This is a genomic window from Allofournierella massiliensis, assembly GCF_004345265.1.
In the GTDB taxonomy this organism is placed as follows: Bacteria; Bacillota; Clostridia; order Oscillospirales; family Ruminococcaceae; genus Allofournierella; species Allofournierella massiliensis.
The window spans coordinates 97,200-116,107 of the sequence record NZ_SLUM01000008.1 but is presented as its reverse complement, the minus strand read 5'-3'; the positions used below and the strand labels follow the sequence as shown (position 1 = coordinate 116,107).

The 18,908-nt window shown below is 57.8% G+C and carries 17 protein-coding genes and 1 riboswitch; of the genes, 9 read left to right on the top strand and 8 right to left on the bottom strand.

Annotated features, from left to right (window positions below):
- Positions 1-36 precede the first annotated feature (36 nt).
- Positions 37-924, bottom strand: a complete 888-nt coding sequence (locus EDD77_RS06350) for a phosphate ABC transporter substrate-binding protein (protein ID WP_058964234.1) — start codon at positions 922-924, stop codon at positions 37-39.
- Between the two features lie 489 nt (positions 925-1,413).
- Here EDD77_RS06350 and EDD77_RS06345 point away from each other — a divergent pair, with 489 nt between their 5' ends.
- Positions 1,414-2,481, top strand: a complete 1,068-nt coding sequence (locus tag EDD77_RS06345) for a branched-chain amino acid aminotransferase (RefSeq protein ID WP_058964005.1) — start codon at positions 1,414-1,416, stop codon at positions 2,479-2,481.
- 78 nt (positions 2,482-2,559) lie between these two features.
- Here the strand turns inward: EDD77_RS06345 and EDD77_RS06340 are convergent, their stop codons facing one another.
- Positions 2,560-3,309, bottom strand: coding sequence for an amino acid ABC transporter ATP-binding protein (locus EDD77_RS06340; RefSeq protein ID WP_058964004.1), 750 nt, complete (start codon positions 3,307-3,309; stop codon positions 2,560-2,562).
- Between the two features lie 19 nt (positions 3,310-3,328).
- Complete coding sequence (locus EDD77_RS18740; protein ID WP_058964003.1) at positions 3,329-4,972, bottom strand: ABC transporter substrate-binding protein/permease; 1,644 nt, start codon at positions 4,970-4,972, stop codon at positions 3,329-3,331.
- Between the two features lie 149 nt (positions 4,973-5,121).
- Positions 5,122-5,298: riboswitch (Lysine riboswitch) on the bottom strand.
- 117 nt (positions 5,299-5,415) lie between these two features.
- On the opposite strand from EDD77_RS18740, the gene EDD77_RS06330 reads away from it, so the two are divergent.
- Positions 5,416-7,506, top strand: a complete 2,091-nt coding sequence (locus EDD77_RS06330; protein WP_058964002.1) for a metallophosphoesterase — start codon at positions 5,416-5,418, stop codon at positions 7,504-7,506.
- A gap of 43 nt (positions 7,507-7,549) precedes the next feature.
- Here EDD77_RS06330 and EDD77_RS06325 read toward each other — a convergent pair whose 3' ends face one another.
- Both EDD77_RS06325 and EDD77_RS06320 read right to left on the bottom strand, forming a co-directional pair.
- A complete protein-coding gene (locus EDD77_RS06325; protein ID WP_058964001.1) occupies positions 7,550-8,587 on the bottom strand; it encodes a M42 family metallopeptidase in 1,038 nt (345 codons plus the stop codon).
- 26 nt (positions 8,588-8,613) lie between these two features.
- Complete coding sequence (locus EDD77_RS06320; protein WP_058964000.1) at positions 8,614-10,536, bottom strand: NAD(+) synthase; 1,923 nt, start codon at positions 10,534-10,536, stop codon at positions 8,614-8,616.
- Positions 10,537-10,696: 160 nt separating this feature from the next.
- On the opposite strand from EDD77_RS06320, the gene EDD77_RS06315 reads away from it, so the two are divergent.
- Positions 10,697-11,176 (top strand): YbaK/EbsC family protein, encoded by a 480-nt coding sequence (locus EDD77_RS06315; protein WP_058963999.1) that lies wholly within the window; start codon positions 10,697-10,699, stop codon positions 11,174-11,176.
- Between the two features lie 52 nt (positions 11,177-11,228).
- Here EDD77_RS06315 and EDD77_RS06310 read toward each other — a convergent pair whose 3' ends face one another.
- The 3 genes from EDD77_RS06310 to EDD77_RS06300 are packed head-to-tail and all read right to left on the bottom strand — an operon-like array spanning position 11,229 to position 13,373.
- Positions 11,229-11,540: a hypothetical protein gene (locus tag EDD77_RS06310; protein WP_058963998.1), complete on the bottom strand. Its 312-nt coding sequence runs from the start codon at positions 11,538-11,540 to the stop codon at positions 11,229-11,231.
- Between the two features lie 52 nt (positions 11,541-11,592).
- The gene (locus EDD77_RS06305; RefSeq protein WP_058963997.1) at positions 11,593-12,393 is read right to left on the bottom strand and encodes an MBL fold metallo-hydrolase; all 801 of its coding nucleotides are present in this window, start codon (positions 12,391-12,393) and stop codon (positions 11,593-11,595) included.
- Positions 12,394-12,425: 32 nt separating this feature from the next.
- Positions 12,426-13,373: an alpha/beta hydrolase gene (locus tag EDD77_RS06300; RefSeq protein WP_058963996.1), complete on the bottom strand. Its 948-nt coding sequence runs from the start codon at positions 13,371-13,373 to the stop codon at positions 12,426-12,428.
- Positions 13,374-13,530: 157 nt separating this feature from the next.
- On the opposite strand from EDD77_RS06300, the gene EDD77_RS06295 reads away from it, so the two are divergent.
- The 6 genes from EDD77_RS06295 to EDD77_RS06270 all read left to right on the top strand — a co-directional run bounded on the left by EDD77_RS06295 (position 13,531) and on the right by EDD77_RS06270 (position 18,894).
- On the top strand, positions 13,531-14,811 hold the full coding sequence (locus EDD77_RS06295) for a hypothetical protein (RefSeq protein WP_058963995.1): 1,281 nt from the start codon (positions 13,531-13,533) through the stop codon (positions 14,809-14,811).
- A 7-nt stretch (positions 14,812-14,818) separates the two neighbouring features.
- Complete coding sequence (locus EDD77_RS06290) at positions 14,819-15,523, top strand: DUF6320 domain-containing protein (RefSeq protein ID WP_058963994.1); 705 nt, start codon at positions 14,819-14,821, stop codon at positions 15,521-15,523.
- A 466-nt stretch (positions 15,524-15,989) separates the two neighbouring features.
- A complete protein-coding gene (locus EDD77_RS06285; RefSeq protein WP_058963993.1) occupies positions 15,990-16,520 on the top strand; it encodes a helix-turn-helix domain-containing protein in 531 nt (176 codons plus the stop codon).
- 1 nt (position 16,521) lies between these two features.
- Positions 16,522-17,097 carry a helix-turn-helix domain-containing protein gene (locus EDD77_RS06280; protein WP_006354099.1) on the top strand — a complete coding sequence of 192 codons (576 nt, stop codon included), beginning with the start codon at positions 16,522-16,524 and terminating at the stop codon, positions 17,095-17,097.
- Complete coding sequence (locus EDD77_RS06275) at positions 17,079-17,861, top strand: ParA family protein (RefSeq protein WP_055180661.1); 783 nt, start codon at positions 17,079-17,081, stop codon at positions 17,859-17,861. The genes EDD77_RS06280 and EDD77_RS06275 overlap by 19 nt, the downstream gene beginning before the upstream one ends.
- Complete coding sequence (locus tag EDD77_RS06270) at positions 17,854-18,894, top strand: ParB N-terminal domain-containing protein (RefSeq protein ID WP_058963992.1); 1,041 nt, start codon at positions 17,854-17,856, stop codon at positions 18,892-18,894. The genes EDD77_RS06275 and EDD77_RS06270 overlap by 8 nt, the downstream gene beginning before the upstream one ends.
- The last annotated feature ends 14 nt before the right edge of the window (positions 18,895-18,908 follow it).

Sequence of the window (18,908 nt, the reverse complement as noted above, 5' to 3'; positions counted from 1 at the left end):
TTTGGGGGTGTCAGGCGAAGGCATGTAGCCTTCTTGTTAAACCATGGGTACCGCGCCGGCGGCAGCGATCAGCTCAGCAGCGTCCTCGCTCAGGGCGAAGTCGTAGAAAGCCTGGGCCTGAGCGCTCAGCTCCTCGCCGTCCTTGGTCACGAACACGAAGGGGCGCTGGATCTTGTAGCTGCCGTCCTTCACGGTCTCTTCGCTGGCGGTAACGCCGTCCACGGTGACCATCTTCACGGTGTCGTCAACGCTGGCCAGAGAAACGTAGCCGAAGGCGTTGGGGTTGGCGGCCACACCGGCCAGAACGGCGCCGGTGCTGGTCAGCTCCTGCTCGTAAGCGCACTTGTCTTCCACGCCAACGATGCTCTCGAAGCCGTCGCGGGTGCCGCTGCCGGCCTCACGGCCGATCAGAACAACGGGGGCATCGGGGCCGCCCACTTCGCTCCAGTTGGTGATCTCGCCGGTAGCCAGCTTTGCAATCTGCTCCAGGCTCAGGTCCTCAACGGTGTTCTCGGTGTTCACCACGATGGCGATGCCGTCCAGCGCGAAGGTGGTCTCCTTCAGGCCCTGGGCCTTCTCCTCGTCCTTCAGCGCACGGCTGGACAGGCCGATGTCCAGGGTGCCGTCGGCAGCACCGGTCACGCCGGCGCCGCTGCCGGTGGGATCATAAGTAACGTCCACGCTGGGGTTGGCTTCCATGAAGGCCTCGCCCAGAGCACCGATCACCTTCTCCACGCTGGTGGAACCGCCGGTGGCTACCGCGCCGCTCAGATCGGCGGTGGTCTCTTCGGCAGTGCTGGCGGTGGTGCTGGTGGCAGCGGTGCTGTCGGTGGTGCTGGTGGTAGCGGTGCTCTCAGAGCCACCGCAGGCTACCAGACCGGCAGCCATAACACATGCAATAGCCATTGCCATAAAACGCTTCATTTTCATTTTGTCTTACTCCCTCTTCTTCTCAATTCATTCCAATGAATCTCATCCGGTCTCCCCGCTCCTGTAAGCGGAGTTTCGGTCTCGTTTGCGCTTCGCTTTCCCGCGAAACTGGTATCATTATACCGCCCGCTTTGCAAAATCCGCCCGCATGGTTCGGTTAGGCTTTTGTTAAACCGCCCAATTTTTTGTAAAGAAATTTTACAAAACCACCAATCCACGCCCTTTCCATCCGGGGGAATGTTAAGTTTATGTTTGTGAGCAATTTCACCGCCTTCAAACCGGCCAGACCCGGAAAAGGCAGTGCTTTCCTTATATATATGGGCCGTTGGCGGCACGTTCCGCTGTTTTATGCTATCGAATCACCCTTTTAAAGCAAAAAAGCCTTGACGGAAGTACCAAACAGGTTCTATAATGGTCACATTATAAAAGCCAATCACAGACGGCGGCGCATATCCACCGGCCGCAAAAGGGAGGACCTGTTTCATGTTGGAGATCAAAGTAACCAAAACCACCACCCCCAAGGAAAAGCCCGATCAGAACAATCTGGGCTTCGGCACCCATTACACCGACCACATGTTCCGCATGGACTACACCGAGGGCCAGGGCTGGCATTCGCCCCGCATCGAGCCCTATCAGCCCATTTCGCTGGATCCTGCCGCCATGGTGTTCCACTACGCGCAGGAGAGCTTTGAAGGCATGAAGGCCTACCGCACCGCCGAGGGTCAGGTGCAGCTGTTCCGCCCGGAGAAGAACGCCGAGCGCCTGCAGAGCACCCATGAGCGTCTGTGCATCCCCACCATTCCGGTGGAGGATTTTGTGCAGGCCGTGAAGGCTCTGGTGGATATGGACCGTGACTGGGTGCCCAGCGCCCCCGGCACCAGCCTGTATCTGCGGCCCTTCACCATCGCCACCGAGCCTCATCTGGGTGTAAAGCCCAGCGCCACCTATGAATTCATCGTCATCGCCTCCCCCTCCGGCGCCTACTACGCCGAGGGTCTGGATCCGGTGAAGATCTATGTGGAGGACGAGTATGTGCGCGCCACCCCCGGCGGCACCGGCTTCATCAAGTGCGGCGGCAACTACGCGGCCAGCCTGGCGGGCCAGATGAAGGCCCACGAGCTGGGCTACAGCCAGGTTCTGTGGCTGGACGGCGTGGAGCGCAAGTATGTGGAGGAAGTGGGCAGCATGAACTGCTTCTTCAAGATCGACGGCGTGATCCGCACCGCCCCCACCGTTGGCACCGTGCTGCCCGGCATCACCCGCATGAGCTGCATTGAGCTGCTGCGTGACTGGGGCTACACTGTGGACTGCGACAGCCGCCTGTCCATTCAGGAGGTCATGGAGGCCGCCCACGCCGGCAAGCTGGAAGAGGTGTTCGGCACCGGCACCGCCGCGGTGGTCAGCCCGGTGGGCAAGCTGTACTACGAGGGCGACGAGGTAACCGTGAACGACGGCAACATCGGTCAGGTAACCCAGCGCCTGTACGACACCCTCACCGGCATCCAGTGGGGTGTTCTGCCCGACGAAAAGGGCTGGATCGTGAAGGTCTGATTGCTTCCTTTGCAAGACAAAACAAAAAGGCATCGGGAATTTTCCCGATGCCTTTTTGTTTTGTTTTCTGCTTGAGGCTCAGCCCTGCCGGAAGCGGGCCAGAAATTCCGCAGTGCGCTCGCTTTTGGGGTTCTCGAACAGCTGGTGCGGCTCGCCCTCCTCGCAGATCACGCCGTCGGCCATGAACACCACATGGTTGCTCACGTCCCGGGCGAAGGCCATCTCGTGGGTGACCACGATCATGGTCATGCCCTCGGCGGCCAGCTTCTGCATCACGTTCAGCACCTCGCCCACCATCTCCGGGTCAAGGGCGCTGGTGGGCTCGTCGAAGAGCAGCAGCTCCGGCTCCATGGCCAGCGCCCGGGCAATGGCCACACGCTGCTGCTGGCCGCCGGAAAGCTGGCTGGGCTTTGCGTTCACATACTCGGCCATGCCCACCTTTTCCAGATAGAACAGTGCCTTCTTCTCCGCCTCGTCCCTGCTGCGCTTCAGGGCCTTGCGCTGGCCCAGCATGCAGTTTTCCAGCACGGTCAGGTTGGAGAACAGGTTGAAGGACTGGAACACCATGCCCACCTTGGTGCGGTAGGCGGGAATGTTGCCGTTTTCGCTGATGTTCTGCCCGTGGAACAGAATCTCGCCGCCGGAGGGCGTCTCCAGCAGGTTCAAACAGCGCAGAAGGGTGGACTTGCCGCTGCCGGAGGGGCCGATGATGGTGGTCACGTCGCCCTTGCAGACAGTGAAGTTGATGTCCCGCAGAATTTCCCGCGGGCCGAAGGATTTATTCAGGTGGCGCACCTCTACGATGGCGCCGTTCTGGGTGGTATTCATCTTGCTCGTCCCCCTTTTCTCACAGATCCAGATTGGCGGTGCGCGGCTTGCCGTGCTCCACATAGGGAGGGGCGTTCAGGCCGCCGGTCTGCTTCACCAGCTCGTAGCTGGATTCGCCGTCCATCCGCTTTTCCACCCAGCGCAGAATGGCCGAGCAGACCAGAGTCATCACCAGATAGATGGCCATCTCGATCACCGCCGAGGGGAAGTAGGCGTAGGTGGCGCCCACCACACCCTTGTGGATGCTGAACAGCTCGGCCACGCCGATGATGAACAGCACCGAGGTATCCTTGATGTTGATGATCAGGTTGTTGCCGATCTGGGGCATGATGTTGCGCAGCGCCTGGGGCAGAATGATGCTGGTCATGGTCTGCACATGGGTCAGGCCGATGGCCTTGGCGCCCTCGGTCTGGCCCACCGGGATGGACAGAATGCCGCCGCGCACCGATTCCGCCATGTAAGCGCCGGTGTTCACCGACACGATCACCAGCGCAGCGGTCCACATGTCCAGATTCCAGCCGAACAGGAAGGCCGCGCCGTAGAAGATGAGCACCGCCTGCAGAATCATGGGGGTGCCGCGGAATACCTCCACATACACCCGCAGCACGGCGCGGGCCGCGCCCAGCAGAATCTTCTTGCCCATGCCATCCCGCTTTTCCACCGGGATGGTCTGCACGATGCCGCAGCCAAGGCCGATCACGCAGCCGATGGCGGTGCAGATCACCGCGATCACCACGGTGATGCCCGCACCCTTCAGGTAGCTGGTGCCGTAGTTCTTCAGCAGATAGCCGATCTGGGCGAAGAAGCCTTCGGGCAGGCCGTCGCTCAGCGGCTGGATGGAAATGGCCTCGTCCATCATGGCATTGTAGTCGTCCTCGGTCATGGTGGCCAGCACGCCGTTGATGGCGTCCTTCAATTCGGTGTTGCCCTTCTGCACCGAGATGCCGATGTTCACGTCCTCGCTGGAGACCACGAAGTTATCCTCGCTGTCGTTGAAGTCCAGCAGCACAAAGTCGCTGTAGGCATTCAGGGCCGCCTTGGCGGTGGGAATGTCGGTGACCACCAGATTTACCCGGCCGGTCTCCAGCGCCATCAGCATGGCGGGGGCGGATTCCTGCGGGGTGAGGATGGTGGCGTCCGGAATCTGGGGCAGGCAGCCGTCGTACCAGATAGTGCCCAGCTGGCTGGTGGCGGTGGCGCCCGCCAGCTCACTCAGGCCCTGCGCCTGGGCATAGGGGCTGTCGGTGCGGGTCAGGCCCACGATGGAAGCGTAGAAGTAGGGGGCGGTGAAATCCACCGACTCCAGCCGCTCGCTGGTGATGGACTGGCCCGCAATCACGCAGTCCACGGTGCCGCTCTGCACGGCGGGCACCAGCGAATCCCAGTCCAGCCGCACGATCTCCAGCTCCATGCCCAGAGCGTCAGCGATCTTCTTGGCCATCATCACGTCGTAGCCGTTGGCGTAGTCGGCGCTGTCCTTGATGGGCACCGCGCCGTTGGAAGAATCCGGCTGGGTCCAGTTGTAGGGGGCGTAGGCGCACTCCATGGCCACGGTCAGGGTGTTGTCGTCCAGCACGCTGCCCTCGGCCGAAACGGCGGTGAGACCGCTCAAAATTCCGGTGCAAAGCAGCAGTGCCAACATAAGGCTTGCGATTTTTTTCATGTTGCTCCTCCTCTTTTTTACCGCTGCCCGCCACGCAAAAAAACGGGGCTGCTTTCCTTTCGAAAAGCAGCCCCGCGGAAGTCTCTGTGCGCCCCGCGAACGAACGCGGCGCGTTGCAGGCAGCCCCGGCCGGGCCGCCCCTTCGGTTTCCCTTGGATAGCGCTTCACGAAAAAATTCGTGACAGTCCGGCGGATCTTCTCCGCCGGCCCAGGCAAGCGCCCCCCAGACCGGGTTCGCTTCCTTCGGCGATGTTCCCTTTTGCAGCGGCGGGGGTCTGCCCCGAATGCCGCGTGCTACTCTTGAACACCGCGCCTCTATCACAGCGATATGAATTTAGTTGTCATATTACTCTATTTTCCACAGCTTGTCAAGTATTTTGACCCTAAAAGCTTTATTTTATTATGTTGAAGTGCTACACTTTGGGGAAAGGAGGGCATTTTTAATGTTATACGACGAGTGTTTAAGGTTGGCAAAAGCCCCATCACCCCCTGCTGTTTTTCAAAATTATGAGACTAATGCTCTTGCCTCATTGCCTCCCATTTCCACATTACCTTCTTTGTTGGAATTCAACGAAACAGCTTTGAGAGAATGCTCTCCTGTATACTATATAAGCGATTTACATCTTGAGCATCAAATCGCCAACAAGTTTCCAGACGGAGCAACAGAAAAGCAAGTCGAAAGATATCTTCAGACCATTGTCCGCAATCTATTTCCGGAAGCATTTCTAGAGGATATCGCCCACAACCTCAGCCCTATTGTTCTGTTTGCCGGGGACATTTGTGCTTCTTTTAAGCTTGCTGAATTGTTTTACGCAAAGTTCATTTCTCAGTGGGATAAACTGGAACGAGATTTTCATAGAACAAGACGGAAACAATTTATCCCCATACAGCAAGAGCTTGATTCTCTGTGGACGCAGATAGCTGAACTCGAACAGTCTGTAAACGAGTGGAGTTCTCATCACGGTTGGACAAAACGCGCCACAAAACCCTTGGATCAATATGACAGTGTTCCCCCAGAAATACGTCAAGCTTCTTCCACATTAAGCACATTGAAAGAACAAGCTTCCTCACTCCGATCCCAATTGCCTGATGATCTCTATTGGAATTCTCCATTTAAAAAACACTTCCACTTCGTATATGCCATTTTAGGCAACCATGAACTTTGGGATTTCAATAATTTAGATGACTGCATCCGCTCTTATCAAGACCTGTTTCAAAAACTCGAAATCTGTTTTCTGCATAATAACATTGCTTGGTTTGGCAAGACCAACGGTATATTCTGCAACGACTATACCCATCATCCACAATTGCTCATCGAGGACTCTGCTGTCGACAATGATTCTGCCATTGACGATGATTTTCACTATTACTCTCACATTTTTCAAAGCGTCATGATTGTTGGCGGAATCGGATTTGCAGGTTGTAATTCAAAGTTCAATGCAATCAACGGAATATATCAAAATGCATTATCGCGTCAGGAAGAAATCGAACAGTCGAATCTATGGCACAGCACCTATCTTTCTGCGCTTGCATCCGCAAAAGCGCAAAACAAACTTCTTATCGTACTGACTCATAATCCAATATTCGATTGGCAAGCAACTCCTGCCTTTCTAAGCAACTGCATCTATTTCAGCGGACACACTCATAGGAACTTTTTTCAAGCTGAGCCAAATCAAAACTTTTATTGCTATGCAGATAATCAAATCGGTTATCACGGCACACATTTTCATTTAAAGCGGATAAGTATTTATCGTAACCGAAACCCGTTCGCTGATTACCCTGATGGCTGTTATGAAGTATCCAGCACCGATTATTTGGCCTTTTACAACTATATGTGCGAACCAATTGCCGGAAACGGTCGTGTCGAGTATCAATTAAAACAAGGCAATTCACATTTTTATATGATCAAATCAGAAGGATACTACGGCTTTTTCTTGACCAGCAAATCCGGCACTTGTATTTGCGCTGGAGGAAGATTAAAAAAGATTTCCAAAAGCTCAGATATCCGATATTTTCAGCTGAATTTCTCCAATATGATCCGCTCATATTGGAACGCTCTTTCCCCCTATCGAAAAGCTCAGGAAGAAATTTCGAATTATGTAAAACGATTCGGGGGAACTGGAACGATTCATGGATGCATCATCGACATAGACTTCTATTGCCATATTTTTCTCAGCCCGGAAGATGGAGAAATCACCTACTATTACTCTCCTTTTTATGGGTATATCGACGCCTATCCCAACCTTCTTGAACTTGTGCAAAGTAACAATCCGGAACTTGCTCAAAATCTCCTGAACTTGCTTTCCGGTTCAGGCACAGTCTCCGACGTTTCTCTTGCTGTATCTCATTCACATATTCATGATTCTTTCATTCCAATCGACATAAAAAACAGCCTGTATGCTGTTTCAAATCGACTAAATCAGCTTCAAAGACTTTTTGAAAAGCACATTCTCCGGGCCTGGAATGACCAGCTTTTATTAGGTGCTGATTCTGATAATCCCCCCTCTCTTCCCAGCGAAAATCTCGAACAATAAAAAAACCAGATGCAAGAAAATCTCTTGCATCCGGTTTTCTTTATCACTCGATGTAGGCATTCAGCAGCTGGAAGGTGGCCATCATGCCCTTCACATGGCTGCGCTCGTAGCCGTGGGAGGCGTACACGCCCGCACCGATCAGGCCGTGGCGCACGTCCGCGCCCGCCCGCAGGGTGGCTTCCACGTCCGAGCCGTAGTGGGGGTACACGTCCACCGCGTAGTCCACACCGGCCTTTTTCGCCGCCGCCACCAGACCGCTCACCACGTCGTAGTGGTAGGGGCCGCCGCTGTCCTTGGCGCAGATGGACACCTGATGCTCCTTGCAGGCAAGGCCCTCGCCCACACAGCCCATGTCCACGCTGATGGCTTCGCCCACACCCTCCGGCACCGAGGCGGAGCCGCCGTGGCCCACCTCCTCAAACACGGTGATGTGCTGCCACACCGCCCGCCGGGTGGTCTTGCCGCTTTCCTTCAAAGCCCGGGCATAGCCCAACAGGATGGCCACGCTCAGCTTGTCGTCCAGAAAGCGGCTCTTGATGTAGCCGCTTTCGGTGACGGTGGTGCGGGGGTCAAAGCAGACAATATCGCCGTTTTCGATGCCCAGTGCGTGAACCTCGGCCTCGGAAAAGACCATCTCGTCCAGCAGCACCTCCATGGTATCCCAGCTGCGCTCGGTCTTGGAGTAGTCGCCGTTCACATGCACCGAAGCGTCGGTGAGCTGGCACACACCGGTGTAGACCTTGCCCTCCCGGGTGTAGATGCGCACATTCTCGGCCTCGGCGTTGTTGGGGTTCATGCCGCCCAGCGCGGTCAGCCGCAGCCGGCCGTTGCCCTTTACACCGCACACCATGGCGCCCAGCGTGTCCAGATGGGCCTCCTGCAAAATGCCGTCGCCGGGCATGGAGCCGTCGCCCGCGCTCAGCTGCACCAGCACGCCGCCCTTGCGGGTAACCTGCGGCTCATAGCCCAGCGCCTTGTATTCCTTTACCAGATAATCCACCGCGTTTTTGGTGAAGCCGCTGGGGCTGTCGATGGCCAGCACCGCCTTCACCTGTTGCAGCATGTATTCCTGATCGTTCATCCTGTTTTCCCTCCCGATGAATTTACTTACAGATTCTGTTCCAGCTCCTCCACCTGAGCCAGCCAGAGGGTGGCGCAGGCGTCGCTGGGCATCCGCCAGTCGCCCCGGGGCGACAGGGTCACGGTGCCCACCTTGGGGCCGTCCGGCAGGCAGCTGCGCTTGAACTGCTGGGCGAAGAAGCGCCGGTAGAAGTTGCGCAGCCACTGCACCAGCACCGCGTCCTCATAGACCCCGGCAAAGGCCCGCCGGGCCAGCCAGAAGATCTTTTTGGGCGCAAAACCCCAGCGGATGGCGTAATAGAGAAAGAAGTCGTGCAGCTCGTAGGGGCCCACGATGGCCTCGGTCTGCTGGGCAATTTCGCCGTTTTCCCTGGCGGGCAGCAGCTCGGGGCTGACCGGGGTGTCCAGAATGTCCTGCAGGACCTCCCGCAGGGCGGGCTCGCTGTTGGCCGCCACGGTGGCCACAATGTGCCGCACCAGCGTTTTGGGCACCGAGCCGTTCACGCCGTACATGCTCATGTGGTCGCCGTTGTAGGTGGCCCAGCCCAGCGCCAGCTCGCTCAGATCGCCGGTGCCGATCACAAGGCCGCCCAGCCGGTTGGCCAGATTCATCAAAACCAGCGTGCGCACCCGGGCCTGGGTGTTTTCGTAGGTCACATCCAGCACCGACTCGTCATGGCCGATGTCCGCAAAGTTGCTGCGCACCGTGTCGGCAATGTTCACCTGGCGCAGGCTCACGCCCAGCGCCTCGCACAGTTTTTCCGCGTTGGATTTGGTGCGCTTGGTGGTGCCGAAGCAGGGCATGGTCACCGCCACCACATCCTTCAGGGGCTTGTCCATCAGCCGGAAGGCACGGGTCACCACCAGCAGGGCAAGGGTGCTGTCCAGCCCGCCGGAGATGCCGATCACCGCGGTGGCGGCGCGGGTGTGCTCCATCCGCTTGCGCAGGCCCTGGGCCTGCATCTCCAGAATGGCCTCGCAGCGGCGCATGCGTTCGCTCTCGCCCGCGGGCACAAAGGGCGCCGGATCCACCGGGCGCACCGGCTGCCAGTCAGCACAGGTGTCCGCCAGCTGCACGGTGGTGTAGCCCTCGTCGTTCACCGCCGCAAAGCTGGTGTTTTTCAGCCGCTCGCCCGCCAGCTTCTCCAGATCCACCTCGCTGACGATCATGCCGCTGCCGAACAGCTCGGTCTGGGCCAGAATGGCCCCGTTCTCGCAGATCAGGTCGTGCCCGGCGAACACCAGATCGGTGGTGGATTCGCCCCGGCCCGCGTCCGCGTACAGATAGCCGCACAGCAGCCGGGCGGACTGACCCGCGATCAGCTGACGGCGGTATTCCGCCTTGCCCACCACCTCATCGCTGGCGGACAGATTCAGGATCAGGGTCGCCCCGGCCATGGCGTGGCCCACGCTGGGGGGCAGCGGCGCCCACACATCCTCGCAGATCTCCACCGCGATTTTCAGGCAATCCGCCTTGGGGTGGCAGAACAGCAGCTTTGTGCCGAAGGGCACGGTCTGGCCCAGCACTTCCAGCGTGAAATTGCCGGCGGGGGCGGCGGTGAACCGGCGGCCCTCGTAGAACTCATTGTAGCTGGGCAGATGGGTCTTGGGCACAAGGCCCAGCAGCCGCCCGCTCTGGCAGACGGCGGCGCAGTTGTACAGCTTGCCCCGCACCGCCAGCGGCAGGCCCGCCACAAACACCACCGAGGTGTGGGCGGTGGCCTTCAGCACGGTGCCCAGCGCGTCCAGCGCGCCCTGCTGGAGTACCGGCTGGAAAAACAGATCCTCGCAGGTGTAGCCGGTCAGGCCCAGCTCCGGCAGGCACAGTACCTCCACACCCTGTTCGGCGGCCTGTTCCACCGCATGGATGGTCTGGGCGGCATTGTAAGTGCAGTCCGCCACCCGGATGTCCGGCGTGGCGCAGGCGGTTTTCACAAACCCGTATCGCATGGTATGATCCTCTCCTCATCCCGTTTGTTTCAAAACTCTTTTGTAAGTATAGCACACTTTTGTTCTGTTTTGAACGCATGAACCCTCTCGCCTTTTGGCTGCGTTTGTGCTATACTTTATTTCACTAACCTGCAAAAGCAAGCAAAGGAGCGATGGGAACATGTCGATGGAAGCAGCCAGAGCGCATCTGGAACAATTCGGGCTTGAAGGGCGCATCCGGGAATTTTCAGTGTCCAGCGCCACGGTGGAGCTGGCGGCGGTTGCCGTGGGCTGCGAGCCCGCCCGCATTGCCAAGAGTCTTTCCTTTCTGGTGGAGGACAAGCCTATTCTGATTCTGGCAGCGGGGGACGCCAAGGTGGATAACCCCCGCTACAAGGCCCGGTTCGACACCAAGGCAAAGATGATTCCCGCCGATCAGGTGGAGGAGCTGATCGGCCACGGGGTGGGCGGCGTGTGCCCCTTCGGCACAAAGCCCGGCGTGACCGTGTATCTGGACGAATCCCTGCGCCGGTTCGATGTGGTGTACCCGGCGGCGGGCACCGCGGCCAGCGCGGTAGAGCTGAATCTGGCCGAGCTGGAAAAAGCCAGCGGCGCATCCGGCTGGGTGGACGTGTGCAAGGGCTGGCGGCCGGAGGAATAACGCCAAAACAAAAAAGGCTGCCTAGGCAGGCAGCCTTTTTGCTTGTATCAAATCAGCCGGCGGTGAAGTAGCCCTTTTCGCAGAGCACCTCTAAAAAGAAGTTCACCGCTTCGTCGTCGAACAGGTCGGCGTAGTCGTTTTTCGACGCCACCGCCTCCGGCGACAGATCCAAGCGTCCCTTGGCGGCCAGCCGGTCGAAGGCTTCGCTCACCGCGCCCCGGCGTGCCTGCTCGGCCATGGCCCGCGCCGGGCCCCGCTTTTGCAGAAACGCCAGAAAATGCGCCCCATCCCAGCCGCAGATCAGCTTGGCCTCGGCTGCCTTGTTGGTGACCTCCTGCAAGAATTTCTGTTCCAGATCGCTCATACTCGATCCCTGCCTTTCGCTTGCTTCGTTATTGCTTCGCGCCATTTTTCGGTTACAGCGCGATCACGTCCAGATCATAAGGCACATGCAGATCGCCCTGATAGTACTCTTTGCCCTCGGCGGTGTACAGCCGCTGGCGGTCCTCGTAGGTTTTGTCCTCGGTGTGCCAGAGCACCAGATGGGGCACCGCCAGCTGGGCGGCCAGCTCGCAGGCTTCCTTCACGGTGCTGTGGTGCTTTTCGTAGGGTTTGAACTTCTCCCGGTCGCCGTACAGGCAGAACGCCTCGCACAGCAGCCAGTCGCTGCCCTTCACATAACCCTCGCACAGGGGGTTGTAGGGCTCGTCGCCCAGACAGGTGAGCTTTTTGCCGTCCTTCTCGGCGGTGAAGCCGTACTGCTCCATCTTGGTGGAGTGGATGTCAAAGAAGGTCACGGTGTGGCCCAGAAGCTCCGCCTGCTCGCCGTCCGCCACACCGTGCAGCAGAATCCGGTCACCGATCAGCTTTGCAAATTTGCCCTGCACCGTCAGCCGTACCAGCGTCTCGATGGTCTCGGGCAGGCCCTTGTGGCACCAGACGTGGAACTGGCCCTCATATTTGCCGTCCAGCATCAGGGTGGCGATCTTGCGGATCGCCCACACCACGCCCAGAATGTGGTCGGTGTGGGCGTGGGTCACAATCAGATTGTGGATGGATGCCGGGTCGATGCCCGCCTTTTGCAGCTGCACCAGAATGCCGTTGCCGCCGCCCGCGTCCACCAGCAGCACGTCGTCGCCCTGATGCAGGGCGAAACAGGTGTTGTAGCAGCGCAGGGCCATGGCGTAGCCGGTGCCCAGAACAGTGATCTTTTCCATTGGTCTTTCCCTCTCCTCGTATGCCTGTTATTTTATTTTCCTTCCCGGATGAAGCGGCAGGCGCTGTCCATGGCTTCCGCCGCCTTCTTGATGGGGAACATCTGAAATACATGCCACATGCCCGGCCACTGCTCCAGCCGGCACAGAACGCCCTGCTCCTGCATGGCCCGGCGCAGGCCCAGCGAATCCTCCAGAAGGATTTCGTTGTCGCCCACCTGAATCAGCGTGGGCGGAAAGGCGGTAAAATCGCCGTACAGAGGCGAATATTCCCACTTGGACCAGTCCGCCCCGGGGGCGTAGGCCTGCCGCACCGCGCAGATGTAGTTTTTGGTGAGCATGGGGTCGGTCTCGCCCCGGGTTTCATAGGTCTCGCTGGTGGCGGTCATGTCCGTCCAGGGGGAGAACAGCACCAGCTGGCCCGGCAGCCTGCGGCCCTCGGCCCGCAGCCGCATCACCAGCTCCAGCGCCATGTTGCCGCCGGCGGAATCGCCCGCCAGCACCACATCCGCCGCGCCCCAGCCCTGATGCATCAGGTAGTTCCAGGCCTTTTCCGCGTCCTTCAGCGCCGCCGGGTAGGGGTGCTCCGGGGCCAGCCGGTACTCGAAGGCCAGCACCGGGCAGCCGGTGCCCTGGGCCAGCTTTGCCGCCAGCGGCCGGGCGTAGCCCAGATTGCCGGTGGTGTAGCCGCCGCCGTGGCAGTACAGAACGATTTTGCGGGGGTTTTCCCCCTGCTCGGGGCGCACCCATGCGGCGGGCATGCCGCCGATTTCAAAGGGCTCCCAGCGCATGCCCAGCATGGGGGTGACCATGCGGCCCAGCAGCTCCTGCCCCTTGCGCTGCCGCTCCAGATCCTCCGGGGTGGTGGAATCCGGCGAGGTGGCGGAATGGATGGCCTTTAAGGCCGCGGTCAGGGTGGTTTCAAAACGTTTTTCCAGCGACAGAGCGCTCTGCTCCGCGTCGGGTCGATTGATTTTCAGCATAGGTTCTCTTTTCCGGCCGGGATCGTTTTTACCGGCCTTTTTTTATTGTACCATACCCCGGCAGCTTTTGATGGACATTCTGAGAATTTTACAGCCACTTTGCCCAAAACGTGGTAAAATAAGGGAAATCGTTCCAGTTTTTTCGGAGGTGAATGCCATGCCTTCCCTTTCCGGCGGCTGGTCCCGGCTGGACAATGCCGCCCTGATGTATTCCGCCCTGCAGCGGGAGGACTATTCCGCCGTCTACCGGTTTTCGGCCCTGATGCGCCAGCCGGTGGACCCGGTGCTGCTGCAGCAGGCGGTGGACACCACCCTGCCCCGTTTCCCCGGCTTTGCGGTGCGCATCAAGCAGGGGGTGTTCTGGTATTATTTCGAGCCCAACCACGCCCCCGGCCCCTTCGTTCAGCCGGACATCGCCAACCCCTGCCAGCCGGTGCGCTTTCGCAAAGGCGAGGACTGGCTGATTCGCTTTTTCTACTACGAGCGGCGCATCTCCATGGAGGTGTTCCACGCGCTGGCGGACGGCTCCGGCGCGCTGACCTTCTTCCGCACCCTGCTGGCGGTGTATCTGCGGCTGTGCGGGCACAACATCCCCAACGAGGGAGGCGTGCTGGACGTGACCGCCCCGCCCGATGCGGCCGAGCAGGAGGACGCCTATTCCCGCTACGGCCACGCCCGCAAGTGCCTGGGCATGCGGGAGCCCCCCGCCTACGCCTGCCTGGGGGAAAAGGAGCCCTTCTACACCCTGAACGTGACCATGGGCCTTGTGTCGGTGGCCCAGCTCAAGGCGGTGGCCAAGGGCTACGGGGCCTCCATCACCGAGTATCTGGCGGCGGTGCTGCTGGAATCCATCCAGATCCGCCAGCGCCGGGAGGGCCGCCGCAAGGAAAAGCAGGTGGCGCTGGCAGTGCCCATCAACCTGCGGCCCCACTTCCCCTCGCCCACGTTGCGCAACTTCATCCTCACGGTGCGCCCGGCCATCGACCCGGAACTGGGCGACTACACCTTCCCGGAAATCGTTTCTCAGGTGCATCACCACATGCGGCTGCACATCAACCGGGTGGAGATGCAGGCCACCATCGCCGGCAACGTGGCGCTGCAGAACAATCTGCTGCTTCAGCTGGTACCCTCGCCCATCAAGAATCTGGCGCTGGATTTGAGCTACCGGCTCATCGGCAACCGGCCCTATTCCACCACCCTCACCAATCCCGGCGTATTCAAGGTGCCCGCCGCCATGGAGGAGCACATCGAGCGCATGGAGATGATTCTGGGCCAGTCCTACACCGCCCGCTCCAACTGCGCCTGCATCAGCTACGGCGACACATTGACCATCACCTTCGCGGGCATCGTGAAGGATACCGATATGGAGCGGGAGTTCTTCCGCCATCTGGTGCGGGAGGGCATCCATGTGAAGGTCATCTCCAACCGAAAGGAGTAAACAAGCCATGTCTTATTGTGTGCAATGCGGGGTGGAGCTGGATTCCACCGCCGGGCGCTGCCCCCTGTGCGGCACGCCTGTATATAACCCGAACCAGCCGGTGGATCGCACCAGTCCGCCGCCCTTCCCGGCCATCCGGCAGGAGGTGGCCCCCATCGACCGGCGAGAGCTGGCGGTGGCGGTGACGGCGGTGCTTTTGTCCGCCTCGGTGTTCTGCGTGCTGCTGAACCTGATTCTGGTGGGCCGGGGCATTCCCTGGTCCGCCTATGTGGCCGGGGCCGCTGCCCTGCTCTGGTGCTGGAGCGTGCCCCATCTGCTGGCCCGCCGCCTGCCGGTGTGGGCGCGGCTTGCCATCGACGGGGCGGCGCTGGCGCTGTATCTGTTGCTGATTGCCCTGCTCACCGGGGGCCTTGGCTGGTACTGGAGCCTTGCGCTGCCGGTGACTGCCGCGCTGTGCGGCCTTTCGCTTGCCCTGTGCGCGGTGTTCCGCAAAAAGCCCTCGCTGCTCAGCGCCTTCATGGCGGTGATTCTGTGCATCGGGCTGTTTTTGCTGGTGCTGGAATTCTTCATCGACTTCACCGTCTCGGGCAGCTACCGGCCCTTCTGGTCGTTGATTTCCTTCGGCGCCTGCCTCGCCCTGATCGCCCCGCTGCTGGTGGTGCGCCTGCGCCCCGGCCTGCGCAGCGAAGTGCGCCGCCGGTTCCATTTTTAAAAATTCCGATAAAAAAGGGAAAAGCCCGCAGGAAACTTCCTGCGGGCTTTTTGGCGGAGAGTTAGGGATTCGAACCCTAGGTCGGTTTTACCCGACACGAAATTTCGAGTCATTTCCCCCTTGTGACTTTTGGTGGAAATTAAGCGAAGATGGAAGTACACAACGGAAGCCCAAAAGCTGCGGTATACTGCGGATTTTGGCTTCCGTTTTTCGTTTTTATTTGAACCCACAGGGCTTTCCGAGTTCTTCCCATTTTGCCCCGAATTATGACCGGAGGATAGAACAAGGATAGAACTGGACGCCAGATTGGGGGTATTCACACCCATACCATTTCACGAAAACGCAAATCACCATTTTGATTAGACAACTTGATCTTATTTGAACCCACTTCAAAATCCAATATTTTACACGCCAGTGAAGTACCTCACCTACCAATGACAGATGAACAAGAAAGTGAGTGCTGCACATGGATTTGACTAAGTATTACCCCGACATCGCCGCAAAGTATCCCGCCTATGTAACCAAACGGGAACTATGCGAGATCTGCCACATCTGTCCCAAGACCGCCTACAATTTGGAGCAACAAGGTGAGATTCCCTACACCATTGAGCAAAACCACCTGATCCGTAGCCACAAAATCAAGCTGACGGACATTCTTGCCTATCTCTATCGGCGTGAGTGCAGACAGGAAGCAGACAGTCCCTATATCTGTGCTATGAGAACATTCTATGACGAACACCTCTCTCCCTACTCAGACCTGCTTTCCGTAAAGGATATTCAGCAGATCACAGGCTTTTCGTCCTCGGCAATCGTGCGGTGGATCAGCACAGGGATTCTGAAGGCTTTCCAGCCTGGAAAGCAGTACACCGTCCCAAAGGATTTTATGCTGGACTTTCTGATAAGCCCATATTACCGCCGTATCCGCCGAAAGACCCCTCTCCAAAAGGAATTGATGGATACATTTGAGCGTCTGTGGCAGGAAAAAGGAGGCGAGTGATGTGGCACAGGTATCCAAGTATCGCTATTTGCTGAATCAGTACCCAGAAACAGTCCAAAAAGAGCAATTCCGCATTATCTGTCATATCAGCAAACGCACAGCTCGTTATCTGCTGCAATCCGGTCTGGTTCCCTGTGTACAGAGTGGGAAAAAGACCCGGAATTACACCATAAAGATGAAAGACATAGTTCGCTACCTTGAGCGCAGGGAAATCCACCCCGAAAAATACAAACTTCCCCCCGGCTCATATAGCGGGACATACGCAGTCAAGCCCCTGCTTCCCGAATCTGTGACAACGGAGGAACTGCGAAAATACTACATAGAGAGTTTCCGGGACATTCCCGACATAGTTTCCACGAGAGAGGCCGCGGAATTAACAGGCGCCACGGCATCTACGGTCGCAAAATGGATCAGAACGAAAAAGCTAAAAGCTCTTTCACATGGTCCGGCATTTATCATCCCGAAGGTCAATCTGATCGACTTTATGGCCAGTGACGCATACTTGAACAAACGCTTGAAATCACAAAAATTCCACGAAAATATAGGAGGTTTTCTATCATGGAAAGCGGGAAAATAATTGTTGTAGCCAACCAGAAAGGTGGGGTAGCCAAGACCAGCACGGTCCGAAATCTGTCCTACGCGCTGGCCGAGATGGGCAAGAAGGTCTTGGTAGTTGACTTTGACCCCCAGTATAACCTCACCACCAGTTTCGGTGTCCTGCCGACCCAGGCGCCCTATAATACCGGGACTCTTATCACCAATCTGCTTCTGGACGAATCTCTGCCGGATACCAACGAGTTCATCCAGAAAATCGGCTCTGTGGACTTGATCCCTTCCAGCCGATCTCTCACCGTTGCGGAGGCAAATCTGCTGATGACGCCGGACAGCAATGACTACCTGGCCGCTCTGCTGAACCCTCTGCGGCTGTCCTACGATTACATTATCGTGGACACCAACCCCTCTCTTGGCTCGTTGACCATCAACGCTTTAACGGCTGCCGACGAGGTAATCATCCCGATTGACCCGGAACTGTTCGCTCTGACCGGTTTGCAGGCGTTGGTAGACACCATCAAGAAAATCAAGCGGAAATTAAATCCCAGCATTGAGATCGGCGGTATCCTGTTCACCAAATGCAACAAGCGGACGAACCTGTATCGCCGTACATACGGTCAGGTCACAAAGGCGTTCCAATCGCTCCCCATCTTCAACTGTCAGATTCCCTACACGGTCAAGGTGGGGGACGCAAACAGCTACGGAATGAGCGTCATGGAACTGGAGCAGGCAAACCCCGCCTCTCTTGCCTATCTGGAACTTGCAAAGGAGGTGCTGGCAAATGCCTAAAATCAATCCGCGCATCAAGTCCATTGACGATCTTCTGGGCTTGGATGCCGCAGAAGAAAGCCCTATTGAACCTACCCCTTCCGTATCCTTGCCGACCAAGAATACCATCATCACCCTTCCCCCGCAGGCCATTCGTGCTTTCCGAGGCCATCCGTTCCGACTGTATGAGGGCGACCGGCTCAATGATCTGGTAGAAAGCATTTCGGAACATGGGGTCCTGAATCCCGCCATCATCCGCAAGATTGAACGGGATGAAGATGGCTTTGAGTATGAAATGCTGGCCGGTCATAACCGGCAGAACGCCGCAGCCATTGCAAACCGTGAACTTCCCTGTATCGTCAAGGAAAATCTCTCCGATGAAGATGCTTGGATTTATGTGATCGAAACCAATGTCCTGCAACGCTCCTTCTCCGAAATGCTGCCCTCTGAAAAAGCGGCGGTGCTGACTCTGCGCTATTCCAAAATGATCTGTCAGGGGCGCCGGAACGATATTGTCGAGGAGTTGAAACGGCTTGAAAACCCTGATGAAATCAGGGAAAACGGGACTTGTGGCATCGAGTGCCACAAGTCGAAAAGCCGTGATGTTGTGGGCGCAGAATATGACCTGAAAGGCCGTGCTGTTGCAAACTATCTCCGCATCAATGAGTTGATTACTCCGCTGAAAAGGAGAATTGATGATGCCGAGTTCCCGATTGTGGTAGCTGTGCAGCTCTCTTATCTGACCGAACAGGAACAGCAGATGGTTGACGATGTGCTTTTGGGAAGCGAGTACAAGGTCAATGAGGGAAAGGTTGTCCTGCTGCGGGAATATACCGGAAAGCTGACCCCGGAGCGTACCGAACAGATTTTGTCCGGCGAGTTTAACCGGAAACCCAAGAAATCCACGGCTACGGCGTTCAAGGTCAAACCGGCGATTTACAAGAAATACTTTACCGCCAGCATCAGCCAGAAAGAGTTCGACAGCATTGTGGACGAGGCGCTTGCCCTCTACTTTGCTCAGAAAGGACAGGAGTCCGAGCAAGAGGCCGGATAACCGGCCATAATCAC